Below are 20,657 nucleotides of genomic sequence, written 5' to 3'. Positions count from 1 at the left end.
TGGGCCGTGACACACGGGGCGGTTTTTGCCTGATCCGGGGCTAGGATGACCACATGAATCCCACGCCGTCAGCGGAGCCCGTCTTGATCGAGAAGTCATGGCGCAGTAAGTGGCAGGCCCGGCGGACCTCCGCCAACGCCACGGTGGACAACCTGGTTTTCGTCTTCAGCGGTGTTGCAGCCCTGTGGCTGGCGTGGCTGGTGCTCCAGGAAGGATTCGCCTGGGGCTGGTATCTGGCGCTGTTCTTTGTCCTCTTCTGGGTGGTGCTCGCCTATCTGGTGTTGCCGCGGCTGCACAGGATCCTCACCTCCATCTACGTCCCGGACTATTTCATTGGCCGGGCCCGGACCAGTGATGGTTTGCTGGGGGACCCCATCAATGTGGCTGTGGTGGGCAGCGAAGCCCAGATTCATGAGGCCATGACACATGCTGGCTGGATCCGTGCTGATGAGATCACCCTGGCCTCGAGCCGCCGCATCATCACCTCCACGCTTTTCAAGCGCAGCTACGACGAGGCACCCGTGAGCCCCCTGCTGCTGTTTGGCCGGCAACAGGACTTGGCCTACCAGCAGGAAGTTGCCGGCAATCCTGCCAAGCGCCACCATGTGCGGTTTTGGCGTTGCCCCAAGGGGTGGATGCTGCCGGGCGGTCACCAGGCCGACTGGCTGGCTGCCGGCACCTTTGACAGGGCCGTGGGTTTCTCCCTGTTCACCTTGCAGATCACCCACAAGATCGACGCCGACACCGACACCGAGCGCGATCACATTGTGGCGACCCTGGCCAACAGCAATGCTGACATCGGTGTTCGGGTCATTGCGGACTTCTCCACCGGTTACCACTCCCGCAACGGGGGAGGCGACACCATTGTCACGGATGGCGACCTGCCCGTGGTGGATGTTGAGAAGGTGGTTGTTCCGGCCGACGGGAACGCACTGGGCCCGGACCTTGAGGCCCGCAGAGCCGCCAGGGCGGCGCGCCGTCCGGTTTCCACGGCCCTGGGCGTGCTGCTGATGCTGATCCGTGTGGTGGTGGGTGCCGCCACCGTGGCCACACTGCTGGCTGACCGGCAGGAAATCCTGGGCGTCTCGGCCGCCAGCGTGAGTGCCGAGGAGAACGCCGCACTGGATGTTTTCCTCATAGTCGTCACCTCGCTCGCGGCCCTGGGTGTGCTGCTGTACCTGGTGCTGGCCTACCTGGTCTTCAGGGGGAGCAACTGGGCAAGGAATGCCGCCATGGCGTTCAGCGGGCTGCTGGTTGTGGTGACTGCCGTGTCCCTGTTCGACGGCGAGTCCATCACCTTGGGCACCGACATCTTCGGGCTGCCGCTGGACATCCTGGTGCTCCTTGCCCTGTCCGCCCGCAATTCCCGGCTGTGGGCGCGGCGTCCCGCGGAGGAGACGGGCAACTCACAGCCCGAGTGATTTCATCCTGCGCTGCGACCGATAAGCTAGGAGTAAGACAACTTTTGCTATTAAACAGGGGAGATCCATGGCTGCGATCAACCGTGACGACGTGGCGCATTTGGCGCAACTGGCTCACATCGAGATGAGTGACGACGAACTGGACCGCATGGCTACTGAGCTGGCAGTGATTGTGGATTCGGTCAAGAGCGTCAGTGAAGCTGCCGGGGACGACGTTCCCGCCACCTCACACCCCATTCCGCTGACAAACGTCATGCGTGAAGACGTGGTGGGTCATGTGCTGACTGTGGAGGAGGCCCTCTCCGGTGCCCCGGATTCCGCCGACGGCCGTTTCAAGGTGCCCGCAATTTTGGAGGAAAGCTAAACCATGACTGCCAACGAACTGATTCGCTCCAGCGCGTCCACAATGGCCGCCATGCTGGCCGCCGGGGAAATTACCTCAGTGGAACTGGTCCAGGCACACCTTGACCGGATTGCCGCCGTCGACCACGGGGACCGCGGCGTCAACGCGTTCCTGTACGTGAACACGGAGGAGGCGCTCGCAGTAGCTGCCGACGTCGATGCCCGCCGTGCCGCCGGCGAGGAACTCCACGAACTGGCCGGCGTGCCGATCGCCATCAAGGACCTGATCGTCACCCAGGGCCAGCCCACCACGGCAGGCTCGAAGATCCTTGAGGGCTGGATGAGCCCCTACGACGCCACGGTCATCAAGAAGATCCGTGCCGCGCGCATGCCCATGTTGGGCAAGACCAACTTGGACGAATTCGCCATGGGCTCCTCCACGGAGCACTCCGCCTATGGCCCCACCCGCAACCCCTGGGACCTGGACCGGATCCCCGGCGGCTCCGGCGGTGGCTCCGCCGCAGCCGTGGCAGCCTTCGAGGCGCCGCTGGCCCTGGGCACCGACACCGGCGGCTCCATCCGCCAGCCCGGCGCCGTCACCGGCACGGTTGGCGTGAAGCCCACCTACGGTGCCGTGTCCCGCTACGGAGCCATCGCCATGGCCTCCTCGCTGGACCAGATCGGCCCGGTCTCGCGGACCGTTTTGGACTCCGCACTGCTGCAGGAAGTCATTGGCGGGCACGACCCCCAGGACTCCACCTCACTGACCGACGCCTCCACCGGCCTGGCCGACGCCGCCCGCCTGGGCAACGTTGCGGGCATGAAGATCGGCATCATCAAGGAACTCCACGGCGAGGGCTACCAGACCGGCGTGGAAAACCGCTTCAACGAATCCCTGGAGCTGCTGCGCGGCGCCGGGGCCGAAATTGTTGAGGTCTCCTGCCCCAACTTCGGCTACGCCCTGGGCGCCTACTACCTGATCATGCCCAGTGAGGCCTCCTCCAACCTGGCCAAGTTCGACGGCGTCCGCTTCGGCGCGCGCACCCTGCCCACCGAGGGCCCGCTCACCATTGAGCGTGTCATGGGCGCCACCCGCGCCGCCGGTTTCGGCGACGAGGTCAAGCGCCGCATCATCCTGGGCACCTACGCTCTCTCCGCCGGCTACTACGACGCCTACTACGGCTCGGCCCAGAAGGTGCGCACGCTCATCCAGCGCGACTTCGCCGCCGCGTTCGAGCAGGTTGACGTGCTGATCTCCCCGACGTCGCCCGTCACGGCGTTCAAGCTGGGCGAGAAGCTCGATGACCCGCTGGCCATGTACCTCAACGACGTCGCCACCATCCCGGCGAACATGGCCGGCGTCCCCGGCCTGACCCTGCCCGGCGGTTTGGCCGATGAAGACGGCCTGCCCGTGGGCATCCAGCTGCTGGCACCCGCCCGCGAGGACGCCCGCCTGTACCGTGTTGGCGCCGTGTTGGAGTCCCTGCTGGAAGCCCAGTGGGGCGGCCCCATCCTGGACCAGGCACCCGCACTTGCCAGCACCGCAGCCGAGGAGGCTAAGTAATGAACGTTGACACCATTTTGAGCTTCGACGAAGCCATGGAAAAGTACGACCCCGTCCTGGGCTTTGAGGTTCACGTTGAGTTGAACACCAAAACCAAGATGTTCTCCTCGGCCCCCAACGCCTTTGGCGACGCCCCCAACACCAACGTGAACGAGGTGTGCCTGGGCCTGCCCGGCGTGCTGCCGGTGGTGAACAAGAAGGCTGTCGAGTCCTCGATCCTCATTGGCCTGGCGCTGAACTGCAAGATTGCCCCGCACAGCACCTTTGCGCGCAAGCAGTACTTCTACCCGGACACACCCAAGAACTTCCAGACTTCCCAGTACGATGACCCCATCTGCTACGACGGCTGGATCGACATCGAGCTCGAAGACGGCACCGTGTTCCACGTGGAGATCGAGCGCGCCCACATGGAAGAGGACGCCGGAAAGCTGACCCACATGGGTGGCTCCACGGGCCGCATCCAGGGCGCCGACTTCTCCCTGGTGGACTACAACCGGTCCGGCGTTCCGCTGGTGGAAATCGTCACCAAGACCATTGAGGGTGCCGGCTCACGCGCCCCCGAGCTGGCCAAGGCTTATGTTGCGGCCATCCGGGAAATCGTGAAGAACCTTGGCGTGTCCGAGGCCAAGATGGAGCACGGCAACGTCCGTTGCGACGCCAACGTGTCCCTGCGCCCGCACGGCCGCGAGAAGTTCGGCACGCGCACCGAGACCAAGAACGTGAACTCGCTGCGCGCCGTCGAAAACGCCGTGAAGTTTGAGATCCAGCGCCACGCTGCGGTTTTGGATTCCGGCGTGGCCATCACGCAGGAAACCCGCCACTGGCACGAGGACACCAAGTCCACCACGTCAGGGCGCCCCAAGTCCGACGCCGACGACTACCGGTACTTCCCGGAACCGGACCTGGTGCCCATCGTCACCACGCCCGAGTGGGTTGAGGAACTCCGCTCCCGCCTGCCCGAGCCGCCGGCCGAGCGCCGCAAGCGCCTGCAGGCCGACTGGGGCTACACGGACCTGGAATTCCGCGACGTTGTCAACGCGGGCCTCATGGACGAGATCGAGGAGACGGTTGCTGCCGGAGCCTCGGCCGCTGCTGCCCGCAAGTGGTGGATGGGTGAGATCGCCCGCCGCGCCAAGCTGGCCGATGTTGACCCCGCAGCACTGGGCGTCAGCCCGGCCGTGGTGGTGGAAATCGAGAAGCTGATCGCCTCCGGCGCCATCAATGACAAGCTGGCCCGCAAGGTGCTCGACGGCGTCCTCGAGGGTGAAGGCACGCCCGCCGAGGTGGTGGCCAAGCGCGGCCTGGCCGTTGTCTCCGACGACGGCGCCCTCCAGACGGCGATCGATGAAGCCCTGGCAGCCCAGCCCGACGTTGCGGAGAAGATCCGTGGCGGCAAGGTTCAGGCCGTTGGTGCCATTGTTGGCGGCGTCATGAAGGTGACCCGCGGCCAGGCCGACGCCGGCCGCGTGCGTGAACTGATCCTCAAGACGCTCGGCGTCGAAGGGTAACGCCCGGCTCTCATTCGAGAAATGCCGCCGTTCCCGCTTTTTGCCGCAGCTATACCGGTGGCAAAAAGCGGGAACGGCGGCATTTTTCATTCGGGCCGGCCGGTGGGGGCCAGTGCGGGCGCCTATGTGAGTAATTATGAACTGTAATAGCCCTTTGCAATCATGAAAATTCAGGCAAGGATTGAGTATCACCCTCAATCAGCTTGGAGTTTGCCACATGCCTACCCCGGCACTTGCCACGTCCACCCCTTCCACCCGGCCCGCAACCCACCGCCTGCATCCCGAACTCGACTGCGGCGTGGGGGTGTGGGACAAACTCCTCCACGGCAACCACCGGATTGTGGTGCTGGTGGATGAGGTGTCCGCCGAACGCGGCGCCGTCACTGTTGACCTGCCATGGCGCCGTCAGGACAACAACCCCGCCGAGGTGGACACGATCGTCATCTCCGCCGCATCCGGCCAGCGGGTGCGCAATGTGGTGGCCGGGGACAAGACCCAGGCCAAGGGCACCTTCACCTTTGAACCCCTGGACGGGGTTGGCGAATACTACTTCTACTATCTTCCCTACGTCATGGGCGGGCATTCCTACTACCCCCAAGCCCAGTACCTGCCGGCCCGTCCGACGGCGGACCCCGCCTGGGTGAACTCCGTCGCCGCCAGCGTGTGGTCGTTTGAGTTGGGCTTCCACACCTCCCACCCTCTCGCCAAGGCCATATGTTATGAGGCCGCCAGCGAGTGGGACAGCTTTGCGCCCATGAACTTCACGGCAACGGACGAAGAGCTTGCCGCGCTGCATGAGGCACACGCCGGCGCCTCCTTCATGCTCTTTGCGCAAGACCGCCGGCACCCCCTTTCCATGAGGGACGCCATCCCGGCGCACTGGGCCATCGCCGGCCCCGATGCTGTTGCAGGGGCAGCGGCGGGGCAATTGGTTGTCCAGGCCCAGCCCGGGGAGGACTACGTCATCCAGCTGGGCCTCTACGCCCGTGCCGACTTGGCTGACGTGTCCGTGGTTGTTTCCGCCCACGCCGGAGGTGCCGAAGTGGCCGCCCGCTGCATCAACACGGCAGGGATTGACCGTCTGGGCCGGCCGTTCAGCAAGACCCTGGACGTGGCGGACGGCGCCGTCCAGGCGCTATTTGTGGTGGTCCCGGTGCCCGAAACTGCCGCCGGTTCCACCCTGGAGGCCATCATCACCGTGACCAGTTCCGCAGGATCGGCGGAACTGGCTGTGCGCCTTGACGTCGCGGCGGAGGCCGAACCGGACATTGCCGACGGCGGATTTGGCGACCCCCGCGAACTACGGCGCCTGGCCTGGCTTGACTCCACCCTGGCCCAGGACGAGGAGATCGTGGCCCCGTACACGGCCGTGCAGCTGGATGAAACACGCCGCACGCTGTCCATCCTGGGCCGCTCGGTGGAGCTCGCCCCCAACGGCCTGCCCGCCCAGCTGTCCTCGACGTTCACCTCCGCCGTGACAGCCGTTGACGGGCCGGCCCGCACCCTTCTGCACGAGCCGCTCACGTTGCAGCCGGAGCTGTCGCAGGGCCCCGTGGGGTGGGACGTCACCCCGCTGGCATTCACCACGCACGGCCCCGCCCGTGTGGGCTGGAAATGTCACTGGAGCAGCCCCGACACGGCCCTGCTCGTCAGTGTTGAGGGTCAGTTGGAGGCCGACGGCGCCGCCACCTTTGCCGTCCGGCTCACCGTCCCGCACGGGGCCGGCTCCGTGGGCCTGGACGATGTTGCCCTGACAGCGGTCCTGAAACCGGAATCCGTTCCGTACGCCATGGGTCTCGGCGTGCCCGGCGGCACCCGCCCGGAGCGCATCGACTGGAGCTGGGAGGTCGCCACCCGGAACCAGGACTCGCTGTGGCTTGGTGATGCCAACATCGGTGTGCAGCTGGCACTGCGGGACGATAACTACGAGCGCCCGCTCAACACCAATTTTTACCGCGAGAAGCCGCTGATCGCCCCGCAATCGTGGGCCAACCCGGGTGCTGGCGCCGCCGGAGGAGGAGTCACGCTCAAGGAGGCTGGCGGCGAAACGGAAGGGGCCGCCGTCGTGCTGCAGGCGTTCAGCGGCGGACGGACCATGGCACCCGGGGAGAGCCTGAACTACGGCTTCCGGCTGCTGCTGACCCCCTTCAAGCCGATCGACCCGGCCCGCCAGCTGCGCAACAGGTACTTCCACGACCAGGGCAGCGTGGCGGAGATTGCCGCGACGGGCGCCAGCGTCATCAACATCCACCACGCCACGGCCCTGGCCCCCTTCATCAACGACCCCCTCCTGCACGCCGACGCCCTGGCCGGGTACACGGCACAGGCGCACGCCGCAGGGCTCAAGGTCAAGGTCTACGACACCGTGCGTGAGCTGACGGGGCACAGCCCTGATCTGCTGCCCATGATGTCCCTGGGGCACGAGATCTTCAGCGACGGCCCCGGCAAGGGGCACATCTGGCCGCAGGAACACGCCGGTGCCAACTATGTTTCGGCCTGGTATGCGCCCACCGTGGATGACATTGCCGTGGTCACGGCGGGGGAGTCACGCCTGCAAAACTGGTACATCCGCGGGCTGGACGAACTGGTGCGCCGGACGGGCCTGGACGGCATCTACCTGGACGACATCGCCTACGACCGCCAGGCCATGAAGCGAGTGCGCAAGGTGCTGGCCGCCCGCTGCCCAGACCCCGAGATCGACATCCACTCGGCCAACCAGTTCAACGAAAAAGACGGCTTCGCCTCCTCCGCCAACATGTACATGGAGCAGCTGCCGTACACGGACAGGCTGTGGCTGGGGGAGTACTTCGACTACGACAACACGGACCCCGCGTACTGGCTGGTTGAGGTCTCCGGCATCCCGTTCGGCCTGATGGGCGAGATGCTCGAAGGCGGCGGCAACCCCTGGCGCGGGCTGGTGTTCGGCATGACGGGGCGCGCCCCGCGGGTGGACAACCGGGCGCTATGGGCCCTCTGGGCGGAGCACAGCTTGGCGGACGCGCCCATGGTGGGCCACTGGGCGCTCGATGCGCCGGTGCGCAGCAGCCACCCGGACGTGCTGGCCACGTCCTGGATCACGCCAGCCGGGTTGGTGACGGCGCTGGCCAGCTGGGCGCCCGGGCCTGTTTCGGTGACGCTGGACTTCGCCCCCGAATTCGCCCACCTGGCCGCGGCGTCCGTGGTGGTGCCTTTTGTGGACGGATTCCAGGACGCCGTGGACTGTGCGCCCGGCGCCGCCATCACGGTTGAGCCCCGCCAGGGAGTGGTGCTGGTCGTCAACGGGTCATAGCAAAACGGGCGGGCGCGGAAACCCGCGCCCGCCTTGTGGTCAGCCAGCAGCTACGCGGCGATGATCACCCAACGGTAGGTTTGGCCGGCGCGCCCGCCCTCCGCCAGCGTCCGGACCTCCAGGATGTTCGGCCCGGACAGCAGCTCCAGCGTGTGGCTGCCGTCGTGGGCCGTGGCGATCCGCTGGTCGTTGTAGTTAATGTGCACTGACGTTGCCGGCTCTGCCACCGCCAGCGTCACGGAAACCTGCGTGGTCCCCGCCGGTGCGTGGGTGAGCCAGGCCAGCGGCGACGGCGGTGCGCCGAAGCTCACGCCCGTCCACAGGGGATCGCGCAGCGCTGCCAGCAAGGTGGGGGTTGGCGGCGTTTCGGTGCTCGGCAGGTGACTCGGCTCCGCCGCTGCCGGAGTTTCGGCCGCGGCAGCAGCCTCGAGGACCTGCGTGAGGACGCCGTCGTCGGCCCCGCTGACCTCGCCGGCCGGCATGTCGGAGACGGTGGCGAGCCGGCTGAATCCCTCCGCGTAGTGGTTGCCCGCGAAGCGCAGGCCGCGGCTGGCGGAGAAGCTAAACAGGGCCCCGTCGCAGCCAGCGGGAGCTTCAACGGTGGGGGCGTAGTGCCCCACCACGTTGTTGCTGAAGGTCAATCCCGCCACGGACTTGCCCGCCACGAGCGATCCGCCGGGCAGCAGCATGAAGCGGTTGGCGTCGATGCTGATATTGCTGTGGACAGTGCGCTCCTGCTCCGAGACGGCATTGGTGGGATCGAACCAGATGGCCGCCCAGCCGGCGGCGGGACGGTCAAAGACGTTGTTGCGGATGGTGGCATTCGTGACACCGCTGGACTCGTACCAGTAGTCGGCATCGGCGGAAATGTAGATGCTGGCCATGCCCATCGCATCAAAGTGGTTCCGCTCAATCAGCACCGGTTTGGGCGTGGTGACGAGGATGCCGCGCGTCGGGGTGGACTTGAAGGTGTTCCCGGCAATATAGACCTCCGGGGTGTACGTCATGTTCTCGGCCACGTACGTCCCCACCGCCAGATCGGCCGGCAAGTCCTTGTCCACAGTGATCCTCATGCGCTCCAGATCGTGGGCGGTGTCCATGCCATTGGGCCCGGTGACGGCGGTGACCTTGTAGTCCTCGGCGCCGTCGGAAAGCATGGTGGTGCGCTTGACGAACCGCAGCGAGTCCCCGGCGTAGAACTGCGGGAATCCTGCCGTATCGCGCTCCATGTACTTCAGCGTCACCGTCCGTGCGGCCCGGTCCACGGCCTCCACCTGCACGTAGGTGCCGTGGATGTTGACGGGGTCATCGTGCGGGTTGTCGAAGAGGCAGTTGGTGATTTGTGCCTTGCCGCCCACGCCGGAGAGCTGGATGAAGTCGGCCAGCCCGGCGGTCTGCCGCCACCTGCCGGGCTTGGCGCGCAAAACGATGCCGTCCAGCGCCACGTCACGGCTGAGCTGGCCCACAATGCCAAAGCCGTGCAGGTAGTGCAGGGCCAGGTTCTTCAATTCCACGCGCGTGGATTCCCAGACCAAGCCGCCGGGGGTGTCCCGGGGGCGCTGGCGAAGCTCGTAGACCTTGCCGGCATCGCCGGGATCCACGGGCGTGCTGTAGTGCACGCGCAGCACATTGTTGCCCAGCTCTGCCACGGACACCGACTCCGTCCACAGCGGAAGGGGCGAACGCAGGGTCAGCCCGCTGGCCAGCTCGCGGATCTGGTTCTGCCATTCGGTGGCCACTGCGGGGCCGTGGGACCAGTAGGGAATGCCCGTCACCGGGCTGGCTTCACCGGTGAAGGTGGCGGTGGCGCCGTCGATCACATGCCCGACGCCGGCCGGCAGCTTGATGTCGCGGAAGCCGAGGCCGTCCTGGACCCCGCTGGCCAGCACGGTCAGGTCCAGGACCAGGGGTGCATGCCAGTCAGTGCGCAAATTCCTGATGGTCACGTCCGAAGAACGGATGGCGGCGAACTGGGTGGCTCGGCCGTGGAAGATGAGCTCCGAGCCCAGCCCGTCAACGATCACATCGGCCATGTCCTCGAGCAGAATCCCGACGTTTTTGATCTTGAACTCGGGGAAGCGGCCCACCGTGTTGGAGACATACAATTCGCGTTTGGGCATGCCCTCCGGGTACATGGTGTACGTGCCGGGCGGGAAGGTGATGGTGACGGGGGCACCCAGGGACGTGGCGTGCAGGATGGCGTTGTAAACGGCCGCAGCGGAATCCGCGGCACCGGTGGGGTCCGCGCCAAAATCCGTGACGGGCACAGTGATCCGGTCCCGTGCATGGACGGGGAGCGGGGACGGGTCCTGGACGGTTTTCACCGTGGCATGGAAGCCCACGGTGTCCGGGCCCAGCTCGACGGTGGACAGGGGTGCGTGGCTGGACCACGGGATGGTGCTGGCGTTGGCGGACGTGCTTGTCCCCATGTGTGCCTCCACGGTGATTGTTCTTGCTGACGATGGCTTGGAAGCGAGCAACATTCATCGCTTCCTTATCTAGCGTGCCATGGACGGGCGGTTTAGGCATCACCGGAAATGACGGTTATAGGTCTTAAAAATGAAACTTAGATCAGCTTCTTGCATCTATGAGTCACATCACTTATATTTGTTAAACGGTTAACATGGTGCGGATCACAAACACCGCGTCGCAGTGCCGCACGGGGGACGAACAGCCCCAGCAGAAACAAGGAGAGCCATGAGTCAAATGCAACAGGAGTCACCCGAGCGGCTTGCCGCATCGGCTGGCGCCCCAGCGGTGAGCGAGGCCAGCGGTGGCCGCGGCACGGCGCGGCGCGGCACAGCACGCCTGCGCAAAAGCAAGCGCGGCAAGCTGCCCGAACACCACGACGGCCTGCCCGTGCGTCAGGTGAGCTGGAAGTCGCGCGTCCGCAAGGACAAGCAGATGCTCATCATGATGATCCCGGGCGTGCTGTTCCTGGCCCTCTTCTTCTACATCCCGATCCTGGGCAACGTCATCGCCTTCCAGGACTACCAGCCGTTCCTGGGCATCTCCGGCAGCGACTGGGTCGGGTTTACGAACTTCGTGGAACTGTACTTCAACCCGGACTTCTGGGTTGCCTTCCGCAACACCATGGTGCTGGCCGTGTGGCAGCTGCTGTTTTTCTTCCCGGTGCCGCTGGGTCTGGCCCTCGTGGTGGACTCGCTCATCAGCACCAAGATCCGCCGCTGGTTCCAGTCCCTGGTGTACCTGCCGCACTTCCTGTCCTGGGTTCTGGTCATTGCCCTGTTCCAGCAGGTCTTGGGCGGGGCCGGGCTGGTCAACAACACGCTGCGAGACCTTGGCCTGGACACCATCCCGTTCATGACCAACCCGGACACCTTCCCCCTGCTGGCCACCATCCAGCTCATCTGGAAGGAATGCGGTTGGGCCATGATCATCTTCCTGGCCTCGCTGGCCTCGATTGACGGCTCACTGTACGAGGCTGCCGCGGCCGACGGCGCCGGACGCTGGCGCCGCATGTGGCACATCACGCTGCCTGGCCTGCGCTCCATCATCGTGCTGCTGCTCATCCTGCGCATCGGTGACATCCTCAGCGTCGGGTTCGAACAGTTCCTGCTCCAGCATGACGCCGTCGGGGCTGGGGCTGCCGAAGTCCTGGACACCTTCACCTACTTTGCCGGCGTCGTCGGTGGTGGCTGGAGCGTCGGTGCAGCCGCCGGCCTGGCCAAGGGTGTGGTTGCCGCGCTGCTCATCTGGGGTGCCAACTCGCTGGCCCACCGCATGGGGGAACCCGGAATCTTCCAGAAGAAGGTCGGCTGATCCCGGCCCCGGCCAGGACCACGCCGTATAAGGAGAGAATCATGACCGCAACACTTCAGGAGCGGATCGCCACCCGGCGCCGCAACAAGGCACTGAGCTTCAACCCGGGCCGACCCGCCTGGAAGGAGCCGGCATCACCGCTCTACAACTTCATCAAGGCCGTGATTGTGGGCGGGATCAGCCTCTCCATCGTGATCCCGATCCTGCTGGTGGTCTCCACCTCACTGGCCGATGACAAGCAACTCATTGCGGCCGGCGGCTTTGTCCTCTGGCCCAGCAACCCCACCTTCGCCGCCTACGAGGCGATCTTCAGCGGCGAGTTCATGTTCCGGGCCCTGGGCGTCAGTGCCTTCATCACCGCCGTGGGTACCTTCCTGGCCCTCTTCGTCACCATCACGATGGCCTACGCCACCTCCCGGCCGGTACTGCTGGGCCGGCCGGTGCTGCTGCTGGTGCTGTTCACCCTGCTCTTTGCCCCCGGCCTGATCCCCATGTTCCTCATGGTCAAACAGCTGGGACTGCTGAACACGCTGTGGTCGCTGATCTTGCCGAGCGTCTTTGCCGCCTTCAACTTTGTGGTGATGCGCTCCTTCTTCATGAACATCCCCACCGAACTGATTGAGGCAGCCCGGATCGACGGGGCCAGCGACTTCATGATCCTGCGCAGGATTGTGCTGCCGCTGTCCAAGGCCGTGATCGCCGTGGTTGGGCTTTTCTACGCGGTGGGCTTCTGGAACGCGTTCTTCAACGCCATGCTCTACATCAACGACCAGACGCTGTACCCCGTGCAGCTGGTGCTGCGCAACTACGTGGTGCAGGGCGGCTCCATGGCGGAGGCCATCGGTGTCGCCACCAGTCCGCCGCCGCAGTCCATGCAGATGGCCATCGTGGTCGTGGCGCTGGTCCCCATCCTCATCGTCTACCCGTTCCTGCAAAAGCACTTCAACAAGGGCGTCATCACCGGCGCCGTCAAGGGCTAAGCCCTTCCCCCAGCAAACGTCTCAACAAACCAACAAGCCACACAAACCTGAAAGAGGAAAAGACATGAAACGAGCTGTCAATGAAGCCGGGGTTTCACGCCGCAACTTCCTGGGCCTGGCCGGTGCGTCCGTCGCCGCGATTGCCCTGACCGGAACCCTGTCCGCCTGCAGCGGCGGGGGAGCCAAAACCGCTGGCGGCGCCGAAGCCTCCAAGAAGGTGGTTTTGCCCACCTACAAGGAATTTACCGGTGTCACCCCCGACCTGCCCGGCAACGCCGCCGGCCTGGAAGCCGGATTCCTGACCATGCCCAAGCCCGTGGCCTCCACCCAGGGTGCCCCGCTCACCGGACCCATCAGTGTGTTGTCGGAAACCTTCGAGGTCATGGCACCGGCCATGCCGGACAACCCCTTCTGGCAGCGGTTGAACACCGCGCTGGGCGGCGAGTTCAAAATGCAGATCATTGAAGACATTGGCGACGGCTACCCGGCCAAGTTCGCCACGATCCTCGCCGGCGGGGACCTGCCGGACCTCATGTGGATCCCGCCGAACCAGGGCATCCCGAACGTGGGGCCCATGCTGGAAGCCAAGTTCGCCGACCTGACCCCCTACCTGTCCGGCGACGCGGTTTTGGAGTACCCCAACCTGGCCGCACTCAAGCCCGATTCCTGGCGCACCGCCGTCGTCAACGGAAAAATTTGGGGTGCACCCATCCCCAGCACCCCGTTTGGTCAAGTCATGGTGGGAACCTCGCGCACCTGGGACAAGGTGGGCGGCCTGAACGCCAAGGACGCCGACGAGTTCTTCGACAAGGCCAAGGAACTGAGCAATCCCGGCAAGAAGCAGTACGCGCTGGAACCTGCCTATGTGAACGTGCTGCACATGATCACCGAATGGCTCGGCGCACCCAACAGCTGGGCCGTCAACAGCGACCGTTCACTGACCCACCTGTACGAAACCGAGGCCTACGTTGCGGGCCTGGAATACGCCGCCAAGCTGTTCGCCGCCGGAGTCTTCTACCCGGACGCTGGCGTCACCAACACCAAGGCCCTCATCCTCAACGGCACACTGGGTGCCGTTGTGACGGCCGGCCCCCGCGACGTCCGGGGCTTCCGCGCCCTCGACAAGGACGTGAAGATGGAGATCCTGGTCCCGTTCGGCTTCGACGGCGCCATCAAGCCCACCTATGACATGGGCTACGGCACGGTGGGTTACACGGCGTTCAAGAAAACTGATGAGTTGCGCATCAAGGAGCAGCTGGCCCTGATCAACTGGCTGTCGGCACCCTTTGGCACCTCCGAATACCTGATGAAGAACTTCGGCACCGAAGGGGAGGACTTCACCTTCGACGCGGACGGCAACCCCATCATGACCGAGGCGGGTGTGAAGAACCTCCCCGGTGTTGTCAGCGCACTGAACATCATGTCCAGCCCCGAATCGGTGCTGTACAACCCCGGCTTCCCGGATGACACCAAATACGTGCATTCCACGGAGCAGAAGCTGCTGGAATTCGCGTGGCGCAACCCCACCAACGGCAGCTACTCCGACACCAACGCCAAGGTGGGTCCGAAGATCACCAAGATTGTCCGTGACAAGACGATCGACATCATCACCGGCCGCGCCAAGGTTTCCGAACACGCCGACGTCCTCAAGCGCTGGAAGTCCGAGGGCGGCGACAAGATCCGCGCCGAATATGAAGCAGACCTGAACCCGGACGCGCCCGTGTTCACGCAACAGCCGCTCAAGAAGTAGACTCCGGGCTGGGACGGCACACCACCGTGTGCCTCCCCGCCGCACCCCAACCATGCACCACCACCGCAGCGCACCAGGCAATCAGGAAAGGACGCCACCGGAGATGATTCGAGCGACCATTAAGACAGTGGCTGCGGAGGCAGGCGTCTCCACGGCGACAGTTTCCTACGTCCTGGCCGGGCGCACCAAGGGAAACGGTTCCGGGATTTCACCGGCCACCGCCCAGCGGGTCCACGCCGCGGCAACCCGGCTGGGTTACCGGCCCAACCAGGCCGCCCGAACCATCAGAACCGGCAAATCCAACCTGATGATGCTCTCCTTGACCATGCTCTCGGATCCCTGGTCCCTGTCCGTCAGCAAGGCGGTCGGTGCGGCAGTGGCCCCCGCCGGCATCACCCCCATGATTCTTGCCGACACGGACTGGCGCACGGCCATCAAGCGCCAGGGTGCCGACGTCATCTTCATCGACGCCGCGGAACGCCCGGGCGACGCCGAGCTGCTGGCAGAACTGGCGAGGAGCAACAACTTGGTGGTCTTCAGTGAAACCCTGGAGCCTGAGGGTTTTGACGTGATCAGATCCGTGGCCGGCGCGTCCATGGACCAGGCCATGGACCATCTGACGGCCAGCCACACCAAGGTGGCCGCCCTGACCACGGCGGGCAGTGTGCACGCCTCCGGCCCCACCAGGTACCGGGCCTATGTTGCCGGGCTGAAACGGGCCGGCCTCGCCTTCCGGCCGGAGTACGTGGCCGTCTTCGAAGGGGACGAAGTCAGTGCTTACCAAGCGGCCGTGGCACTCCTGCAGCTGCCCGAGCCGCCCACCGCCATCTTTGCCACCTCCGACTTCGCTGCGATCGCGGCAGTGCATGCCGCTGAGCGGCTCAAACTCTCTGTACCCGGTGATGTGGCGGTGCTGGGTATTGGTAACACCATGGCCGGCGAGGCCATGACGCCGTCGCTGAGCACCATAGGTCCCGTCGATTTTTACGCCCGATTGGCCAATTTTCTGGTGGAACGGGCCCAAGACCCCGCCAAGCCATACCAGGTCCTGGAATTCCCCTGGCGCCTCTTTGTGCGCGATTCCGCCCCTGGCCACCCCCATGATTCGTTTTTGCCGAACAAGAAAGAAGTTGTGTTGTGACAGATTTGGTTCAGGCCCGCCCGGACAGTGAGCAGGCCGTGCAGGACATGCGTATTGGGATCGTTGGCTTTGGCTTGCGGGCCTCGTTGTGGAAGCAGGTGCACCAGCCGGGTGAAGGATCTGCCGTGGTCATGGTGTGTGACGTTTCCGAGCGTGGCCGCGCCGATGCCGCAGCAAAGATCCCCACAGCGGCTATCACCTCCGACTTGAACGAGCTGCTGGCTGCCGGCCTGGACGCCGTGTTGGTGCTGACCCCGGACAACCGGCACGCCGAGGTTGCTGTGGAGACGCTGAAAGCCGGCATCCCCACCTTCTGCGAGAAGCCCTTGGATGTGACCCTGGAGGCTGCGGATGCCATTTTGACCACAGCCTTTGAGACCGGCACCCGGCTCTACGTTGGCCACAACATGCGCCACATGCCCGTGGTGGTTCAGATGCGCGAGCTGATTGCGGCCGGCACCATTGGCGAGGTCAAGGCGGTCTGGTGCCGCCACTTTGTGGGCAACGGCGGGGACTACTACTTCAAGGACTGGCATGCCGAGCGCGCCAACACCACCTCGCTGCTACTGCAAAAGGGTGCCCACGACATTGACGTGATCCACTGGCTGGCCGGCGGCTACACCCAACGCGTCTCCGCCATTGGGGATTTGGCTGTGTACGGGGACGTCTCCTCGCGCAGGGACAACACCGACAGGCGCATGGGGGACTGGTTCTCGCTGGAAAACTGGCCGCCCGCCGAGCAGACGGACCTCAACCCCATCATCGATGTTGAGGACATCTCCATGATGCAGATGGTGCTGGACAACGGGGCCCTGGCGTCCTACCAGCAGTGCCATTTCACCCCCGACTACTGGCGCAACTACACGGTCATTGGCACCAAGGGCCGGATCGAGAACTTTGGCGACGGCCCGGGCGACGTTATTAAGGTGTGGACCAGCCGCTCCCAGGAAGGCTTTGTGGCCCCTGATGCGGAAATCGTGATTCGCGACGGCGAGGGCGGCCATGGCGGTGCCGATCCGTTGCTGATTGCCGAGTTCCTGCGCTTCGCCCGCGACGGCGGCGCCACCGAGACCTCGCCCATCGCGGCCCGTGCCTCGGTTGCGGCCGGTGTGCTGGCTGCCCAGTCTTTGCGGTCCGACGGCGGCGCCCTTGAAGTTCCGCAGCTTCCGGCCGAGCTCGTGGCGTACTTCAATGCCGGCCAGCCGGCCCGCGCAAAGGCGTAAGTCAGCAGCTATTGCACCGAGGGCGTGGGAGCTTCGCGCCGGTGATTGAGCCTGTCAACATCAGTCCCCGGTCAGCTCGGCCATGACCTCCGCCAGCGCCTTGGCCACCATCATGACGGACTCGCGCTTCAGGTTTTCCGGGCGCACCAGCAAGTCGATGCGCCGCTTGGTGTTGATCCCGGCCAGGGGGCGCAGGGCAACGCCGGAATTCAGCGCAGGGCTGGAGGTAAACCGGGGAAGCAGACCAATAACATCGCCGGTGGACACCAGTGCCGCAACCGTTGAATAGTCGTTGATCCGGTGCACCACGTTCACGGGCATGCTCGCCATGGCGCCGATGGCCACCAGCACATCCGCGGGGGAGTAGCCGCTGCGGCTGGTCACCCAGGGGTAGTTGACCACATCGGCCGGGGTGAGGGTTTCCTTGCCCGCCAGGGGGTGGTCAACGGCCAGTGCCACGTCCAGGGGTTCGTGGGCCAGCGGAATGACCTTGATCTGCTGCTCGGGCCAGGCGGGGCTGTGGTCCATCCTGTGGGCCAGCACCAGGTCATATTTTGCGCACAGCGCCGGGAAGTCGTGCTGGGCCACATCCTCATCACTCAACCTGACCCGCGGCGCACCGCCACCCGGCAGGCCCGCCGGGGTGCCGCCGTCGGGCATCCCCATGGAAAGCCCAGAAGCAGGCACCCGCAGCGTAGCGAGCCGGCTGACCAATGGGGCGAACAACGCCTGCCCGGCCGAGTGGAAACCGGAGATGGACACCGTGCCGTGCCGGTCGCTCTGGTACGCGCCGATCGCCGCGTGCGCCTTCGCCATGGCGTTGATGACATCCGCCCCGGCATCGGCCAGCACCTGGCCGGCCTCGGTGAGGACCAAATTGCGGCCGTCCTTGCGCGTGAGCGGGGTGTCGACCTGGCGCTGCAGCAGCGAAATTTGCTGGGACACGGCGGAGGAAGTGACGGACAAGGTCTCCGCCACGGCCTTGACGCTGCCCAGCTCACCCAGCTCGCGCAGCATTTGAAGTTGATGGAGTTCCACGCCACAAGGCTACCATTTAGCATTTACTTAATCGACAGTGGAGAAATTATCGATTGTGCTAAACGGTTTTGAGCGCTGTAATGGAAAGCACACCACCACCAAAGGATTGCCCGCCATGAAAGCACTGTACAAGTCCGGCGCGCACGCCGGCTTTGAACTCGTCGAACGCCCCGAACCGGAAACCGGCCTGCGCGACGTCAAAATCAAGGTTGCCACCACCGGGTTGTGCGGCACCGATCTGCACATCCTGGCCTGGGACGCGTGGGCCGCCTCAACCATCAACGCCCCGCTCATTGCCGGGCACGAATTCTACGGCGAAGTGGTGGAAGTGGGTTCCGAGGTCAACGACGTCAAAGTGGGGGACAAGGTCTCCGGCGAGGGCCACGTGGTGTGCGGCATGTGCCGCAACTGCCGCGCCGGGCGCCGCCACATGTGCATCAACACCATCTCCGTGGGCGTGCAGCGCGACGGCGCGTTTGCCGAGTACGTAGTCATCCCCGAATCCAACGTCTGGGTCCACCACGACCCCTCCATCACCCCCGAACTGGGCGCCATCTTTGACCCGCTGGGCAACGCCGTCCACACCGCACTGAGCTTCGGCCTGGTGGGCGAGGACGTGCTCATCACGGGAGCCGGCCCCATCGGCCTGATGGCCATCGCCGTCGCCCGCCACGCCGGCGCCCGCAAGATCGCCATCACCGACGTCTCCGAACCGCGCCTGGCCATGGCTGCCGCGATGGGCGCCGACCTGGCCGTCAACGTCGCCACCACCCGCCTGAAGGAAGCGCAGCTGCTGCTGGGTATGCGCGAAGGCTTCGACATTGGCCTGGAAATGTCCGGCCACCCCACGGCCCTGCCGGAAATGATCGACAACATGAACCACGGCGGGCGCATCGCCATGCTGGGCCTGCCGAGCGAGTCCATCGACATCAACTGGGGCAAGGTTGTCACGCACATGCTCACCCTCAAGGGCATCTACGGGCGCGAAATGTTTGAGACCTGGTACGCCATGAGCGCCATGCTCTCCTCCAACCCCGTGCTGCGCAAAGCCGTGGCCAGTGTTGTCACGGACGTCCTGCCCGCCACAGAATGGGAGCAGGCCTTTACGATCGCCAAGTCCGGCCGCGGCGGCAAAGTTGTCCTCGACTGGTCAGTTTTCTCCTAACTTTTCTCACGCTTTCCCAGCACGACGGCGGAACCTTTCGTTCCGCCGTCGTCCGCCCCTTACGCCACGTACCCAAGGAGTCCCATGTACACCGCCATGAAAGACGCGCTCACCGCCGAGCTGGCCGAGATCCGCACCGCCGGCCTGTTCAAGACCGAACGCCAAATCACCTCCGCCCAGTCCAGCCACGTGCAGGCAGGCCCGCTGGACGGCGCCACCGCCCCGGTGCTGAACTTCTGCGCCAACAACTACCTGGGCCTGGCCGACCACCCCGCCATCATCGACGCCGCCAAAACCGCCATGGACGAGCGCGGCTTCGGCATGGCCAGCGTCCGCTTCATCTGCGGCACCCAGGACCTGCACCTGCAGCTGGAATCGGCCGTCTCGGCATTCCTGGGCACCGAGGACACCATCTTGTTCTCCTCCTGCTTTGACGCCAACGGCGGCGTATTCGAGTCCCTGTTCGGGGCCCAGGACGCCATCATCTCCGACTCCCTGAACCACGCCTCCATCATTGACGGCATCCGCCTGTCCAAGGCCGCGCGCTTCCGCTACGCCAACCAGGACATGGCAGATCTCGAGGTCCAGCTCCAGGCAGCCGCTGCCATGAACGACGGCGCCGGGGCCCGCCGTACCATCATCGTCACCGACGGCGTCTTCTCCATGGACGGCTTCCTGGCACCCCTGGAGGCCATCTGCGATTTGGCCGACAAGTACGACGCCCTGGTCATGGTTGACGACTCCCACGCCGTGGGCTTCATGGGCGCCACAGGTGCCGGCACACCCGAGCACGCAGGCGTTTCTGACCGTGTGGACATTTACACGGGCACCTTCGGCAAGGCTTTGGGCGGGGCATCGGGCGGCTACGTTGCCGGCCGCGGCGAGATCGTCGCCATGCTGCGCCAAAAAGCACGCCCCTACCTGTTCTCCAACTCCCTGGCTCCTGCCATCGTGGCCGCAACGCTGAAGGCCCTGGAACTCGTGGCGGGTTCCGGCGAGCTGCGCACGCGCCTGTTCGAGAACGCCAATTTGTTCCGTACCCGCATGACCGAGGAAGGCTTCGAGCTGCTGCCCGGCGAGCACGCCATCGTGCCCGTCATGTTCGGCGACGCCGTTGAGGCCGCCCGCGTGGCCAACGCCATGCTGGATCACGGCGTCTTCGTCACGGCGTTCAGCTTCCCCGTGGTGCCCCGCGGCGCCGCCCGTATTCGTGTGCAGCTCTCGGCAGCCCACAGCGCCGACGACGTCGAAGCCTGCGTCCGCGCGTTCGTCGCCGCCCGGGGCTAGCCAACGAGGACCCGCACTTTGCTCCTGCGCACCGTTCTCTGTGTATGTGGCGCCACGAAAATTGTCAAGCTGTGTTGAGTCACTTGGCTAGTTTTTGTGGTGTTTTTGGTTTGGGCAGGTTGATTCCGACGTGCTTGGCTGGGGCTGGTGTTGTTGGTGGCCGGCG

At 65.1% G+C, this 20,657-nt stretch carries 14 protein-coding genes; 12 read left to right on the top strand and 2 right to left on the bottom strand.

The genetic code is table 11. The annotated features are described in order from the left end of the window. The first annotated feature begins 53 nt into the window (after positions 1-53). The 5 genes from ACX80Q_RS05875 (at position 54) to ACX80Q_RS05855 (ending at position 8,124) form a co-directional block, all read left to right on the top strand. Positions 54-1,421 (top strand): LssY C-terminal domain-containing protein, encoded by a 1,368-nt coding sequence (locus tag ACX80Q_RS05875; RefSeq protein WP_459329590.1) that lies wholly within the window; start codon positions 54-56, stop codon positions 1,419-1,421. Between the two features lie 67 nt (positions 1,422-1,488). Continuing rightward, a complete protein-coding gene (gatC, locus tag ACX80Q_RS05870) occupies positions 1,489-1,785 on the top strand; it encodes an Asp-tRNA(Asn)/Glu-tRNA(Gln) amidotransferase subunit GatC (RefSeq protein WP_459329589.1) in 297 nt (98 codons plus the stop codon). A 3-nt stretch (positions 1,786-1,788) separates the two neighbouring features. After that, complete coding sequence (gene gatA, locus ACX80Q_RS05865) at positions 1,789-3,327, top strand: Asp-tRNA(Asn)/Glu-tRNA(Gln) amidotransferase subunit GatA (protein ID WP_459329588.1); 1,539 nt, start codon at positions 1,789-1,791, stop codon at positions 3,325-3,327. Continuing rightward, a complete protein-coding gene (gene gatB, locus ACX80Q_RS05860) occupies positions 3,327-4,835 on the top strand; it encodes an Asp-tRNA(Asn)/Glu-tRNA(Gln) amidotransferase subunit GatB (RefSeq protein WP_459329587.1) in 1,509 nt (502 codons plus the stop codon). Before gatA ends, gatB begins: the two co-directional genes overlap by 1 nt. Before the next feature lie 217 nt (positions 4,836-5,052). Further along, positions 5,053-8,124, top strand: coding sequence for a glycoside hydrolase domain-containing protein (locus ACX80Q_RS05855; RefSeq protein WP_459329586.1), 3,072 nt, complete (start codon positions 5,053-5,055; stop codon positions 8,122-8,124). Positions 8,125-8,174: 50 nt separating this feature from the next. Here the strand turns inward: ACX80Q_RS05855 and ACX80Q_RS05850 are convergent, their stop codons facing one another. Further along, positions 8,175-10,553, bottom strand: a complete 2,379-nt coding sequence (locus ACX80Q_RS05850; RefSeq protein WP_459329585.1) for a right-handed parallel beta-helix repeat-containing protein — start codon at positions 10,551-10,553, stop codon at positions 8,175-8,177. A 268-nt stretch (positions 10,554-10,821) separates the two neighbouring features. Between ACX80Q_RS05850 and ACX80Q_RS05845 the strand changes: the two genes are divergently transcribed. The 5 genes from ACX80Q_RS05845 to ACX80Q_RS05825 all read left to right on the top strand — a co-directional run bounded on the left by ACX80Q_RS05845 (position 10,822) and on the right by ACX80Q_RS05825 (position 17,001). Continuing rightward, positions 10,822-11,907 carry an ABC transporter permease gene (locus ACX80Q_RS05845; RefSeq protein ID WP_459329584.1) on the top strand — a complete coding sequence of 362 codons (1,086 nt, stop codon included), beginning with the start codon at positions 10,822-10,824 and terminating at the stop codon, positions 11,905-11,907. Positions 11,908-11,948: 41 nt separating this feature from the next. Continuing rightward, positions 11,949-12,887 carry a carbohydrate ABC transporter permease gene (locus ACX80Q_RS05840; RefSeq protein WP_459329583.1) on the top strand — a complete coding sequence of 313 codons (939 nt, stop codon included), beginning with the start codon at positions 11,949-11,951 and terminating at the stop codon, positions 12,885-12,887. Between the two features lie 64 nt (positions 12,888-12,951). Further along, a complete protein-coding gene (locus ACX80Q_RS05835; RefSeq protein WP_459329582.1) occupies positions 12,952-14,637 on the top strand; it encodes a type 2 periplasmic-binding domain-containing protein in 1,686 nt (561 codons plus the stop codon). 103 nt (positions 14,638-14,740) lie between these two features. After that, entirely contained in the window at positions 14,741-15,778 is a 1,038-nt protein-coding gene (locus tag ACX80Q_RS05830; RefSeq protein WP_459329581.1) for a LacI family DNA-binding transcriptional regulator, read from the top strand. A gap of 47 nt (positions 15,779-15,825) precedes the next feature. Continuing rightward, complete coding sequence (locus tag ACX80Q_RS05825; RefSeq protein ID WP_459329671.1) at positions 15,826-17,001, top strand: Gfo/Idh/MocA family protein; 1,176 nt, start codon at positions 15,826-15,828, stop codon at positions 16,999-17,001. A 60-nt stretch (positions 17,002-17,061) separates the two neighbouring features. Here ACX80Q_RS05825 and ACX80Q_RS05820 read toward each other — a convergent pair whose 3' ends face one another. Continuing rightward, positions 17,062-18,039, bottom strand: a complete 978-nt coding sequence (locus ACX80Q_RS05820) for a LysR family transcriptional regulator (RefSeq protein ID WP_459329580.1) — start codon at positions 18,037-18,039, stop codon at positions 17,062-17,064. A 115-nt stretch (positions 18,040-18,154) separates the two neighbouring features. On the opposite strand from ACX80Q_RS05820, the gene tdh reads away from it, so the two are divergent. Continuing rightward, positions 18,155-19,204: an L-threonine 3-dehydrogenase gene (gene tdh / locus ACX80Q_RS05815; protein WP_459329579.1), complete on the top strand. Its 1,050-nt coding sequence runs from the start codon at positions 18,155-18,157 to the stop codon at positions 19,202-19,204. Between the two features lie 84 nt (positions 19,205-19,288). After that, complete coding sequence (locus tag ACX80Q_RS05810; protein WP_459329578.1) at positions 19,289-20,491, top strand: glycine C-acetyltransferase; 1,203 nt, start codon at positions 19,289-19,291, stop codon at positions 20,489-20,491. Positions 20,492-20,657: the final 166 nt, after the last annotated feature.

The organism is Arthrobacter sp. HLT1-20 (genome assembly GCF_054510895.1).
Note: the sequence above shows the minus strand (reverse complement) of the source record. Positions and strands in the feature narration are given on the sequence as shown.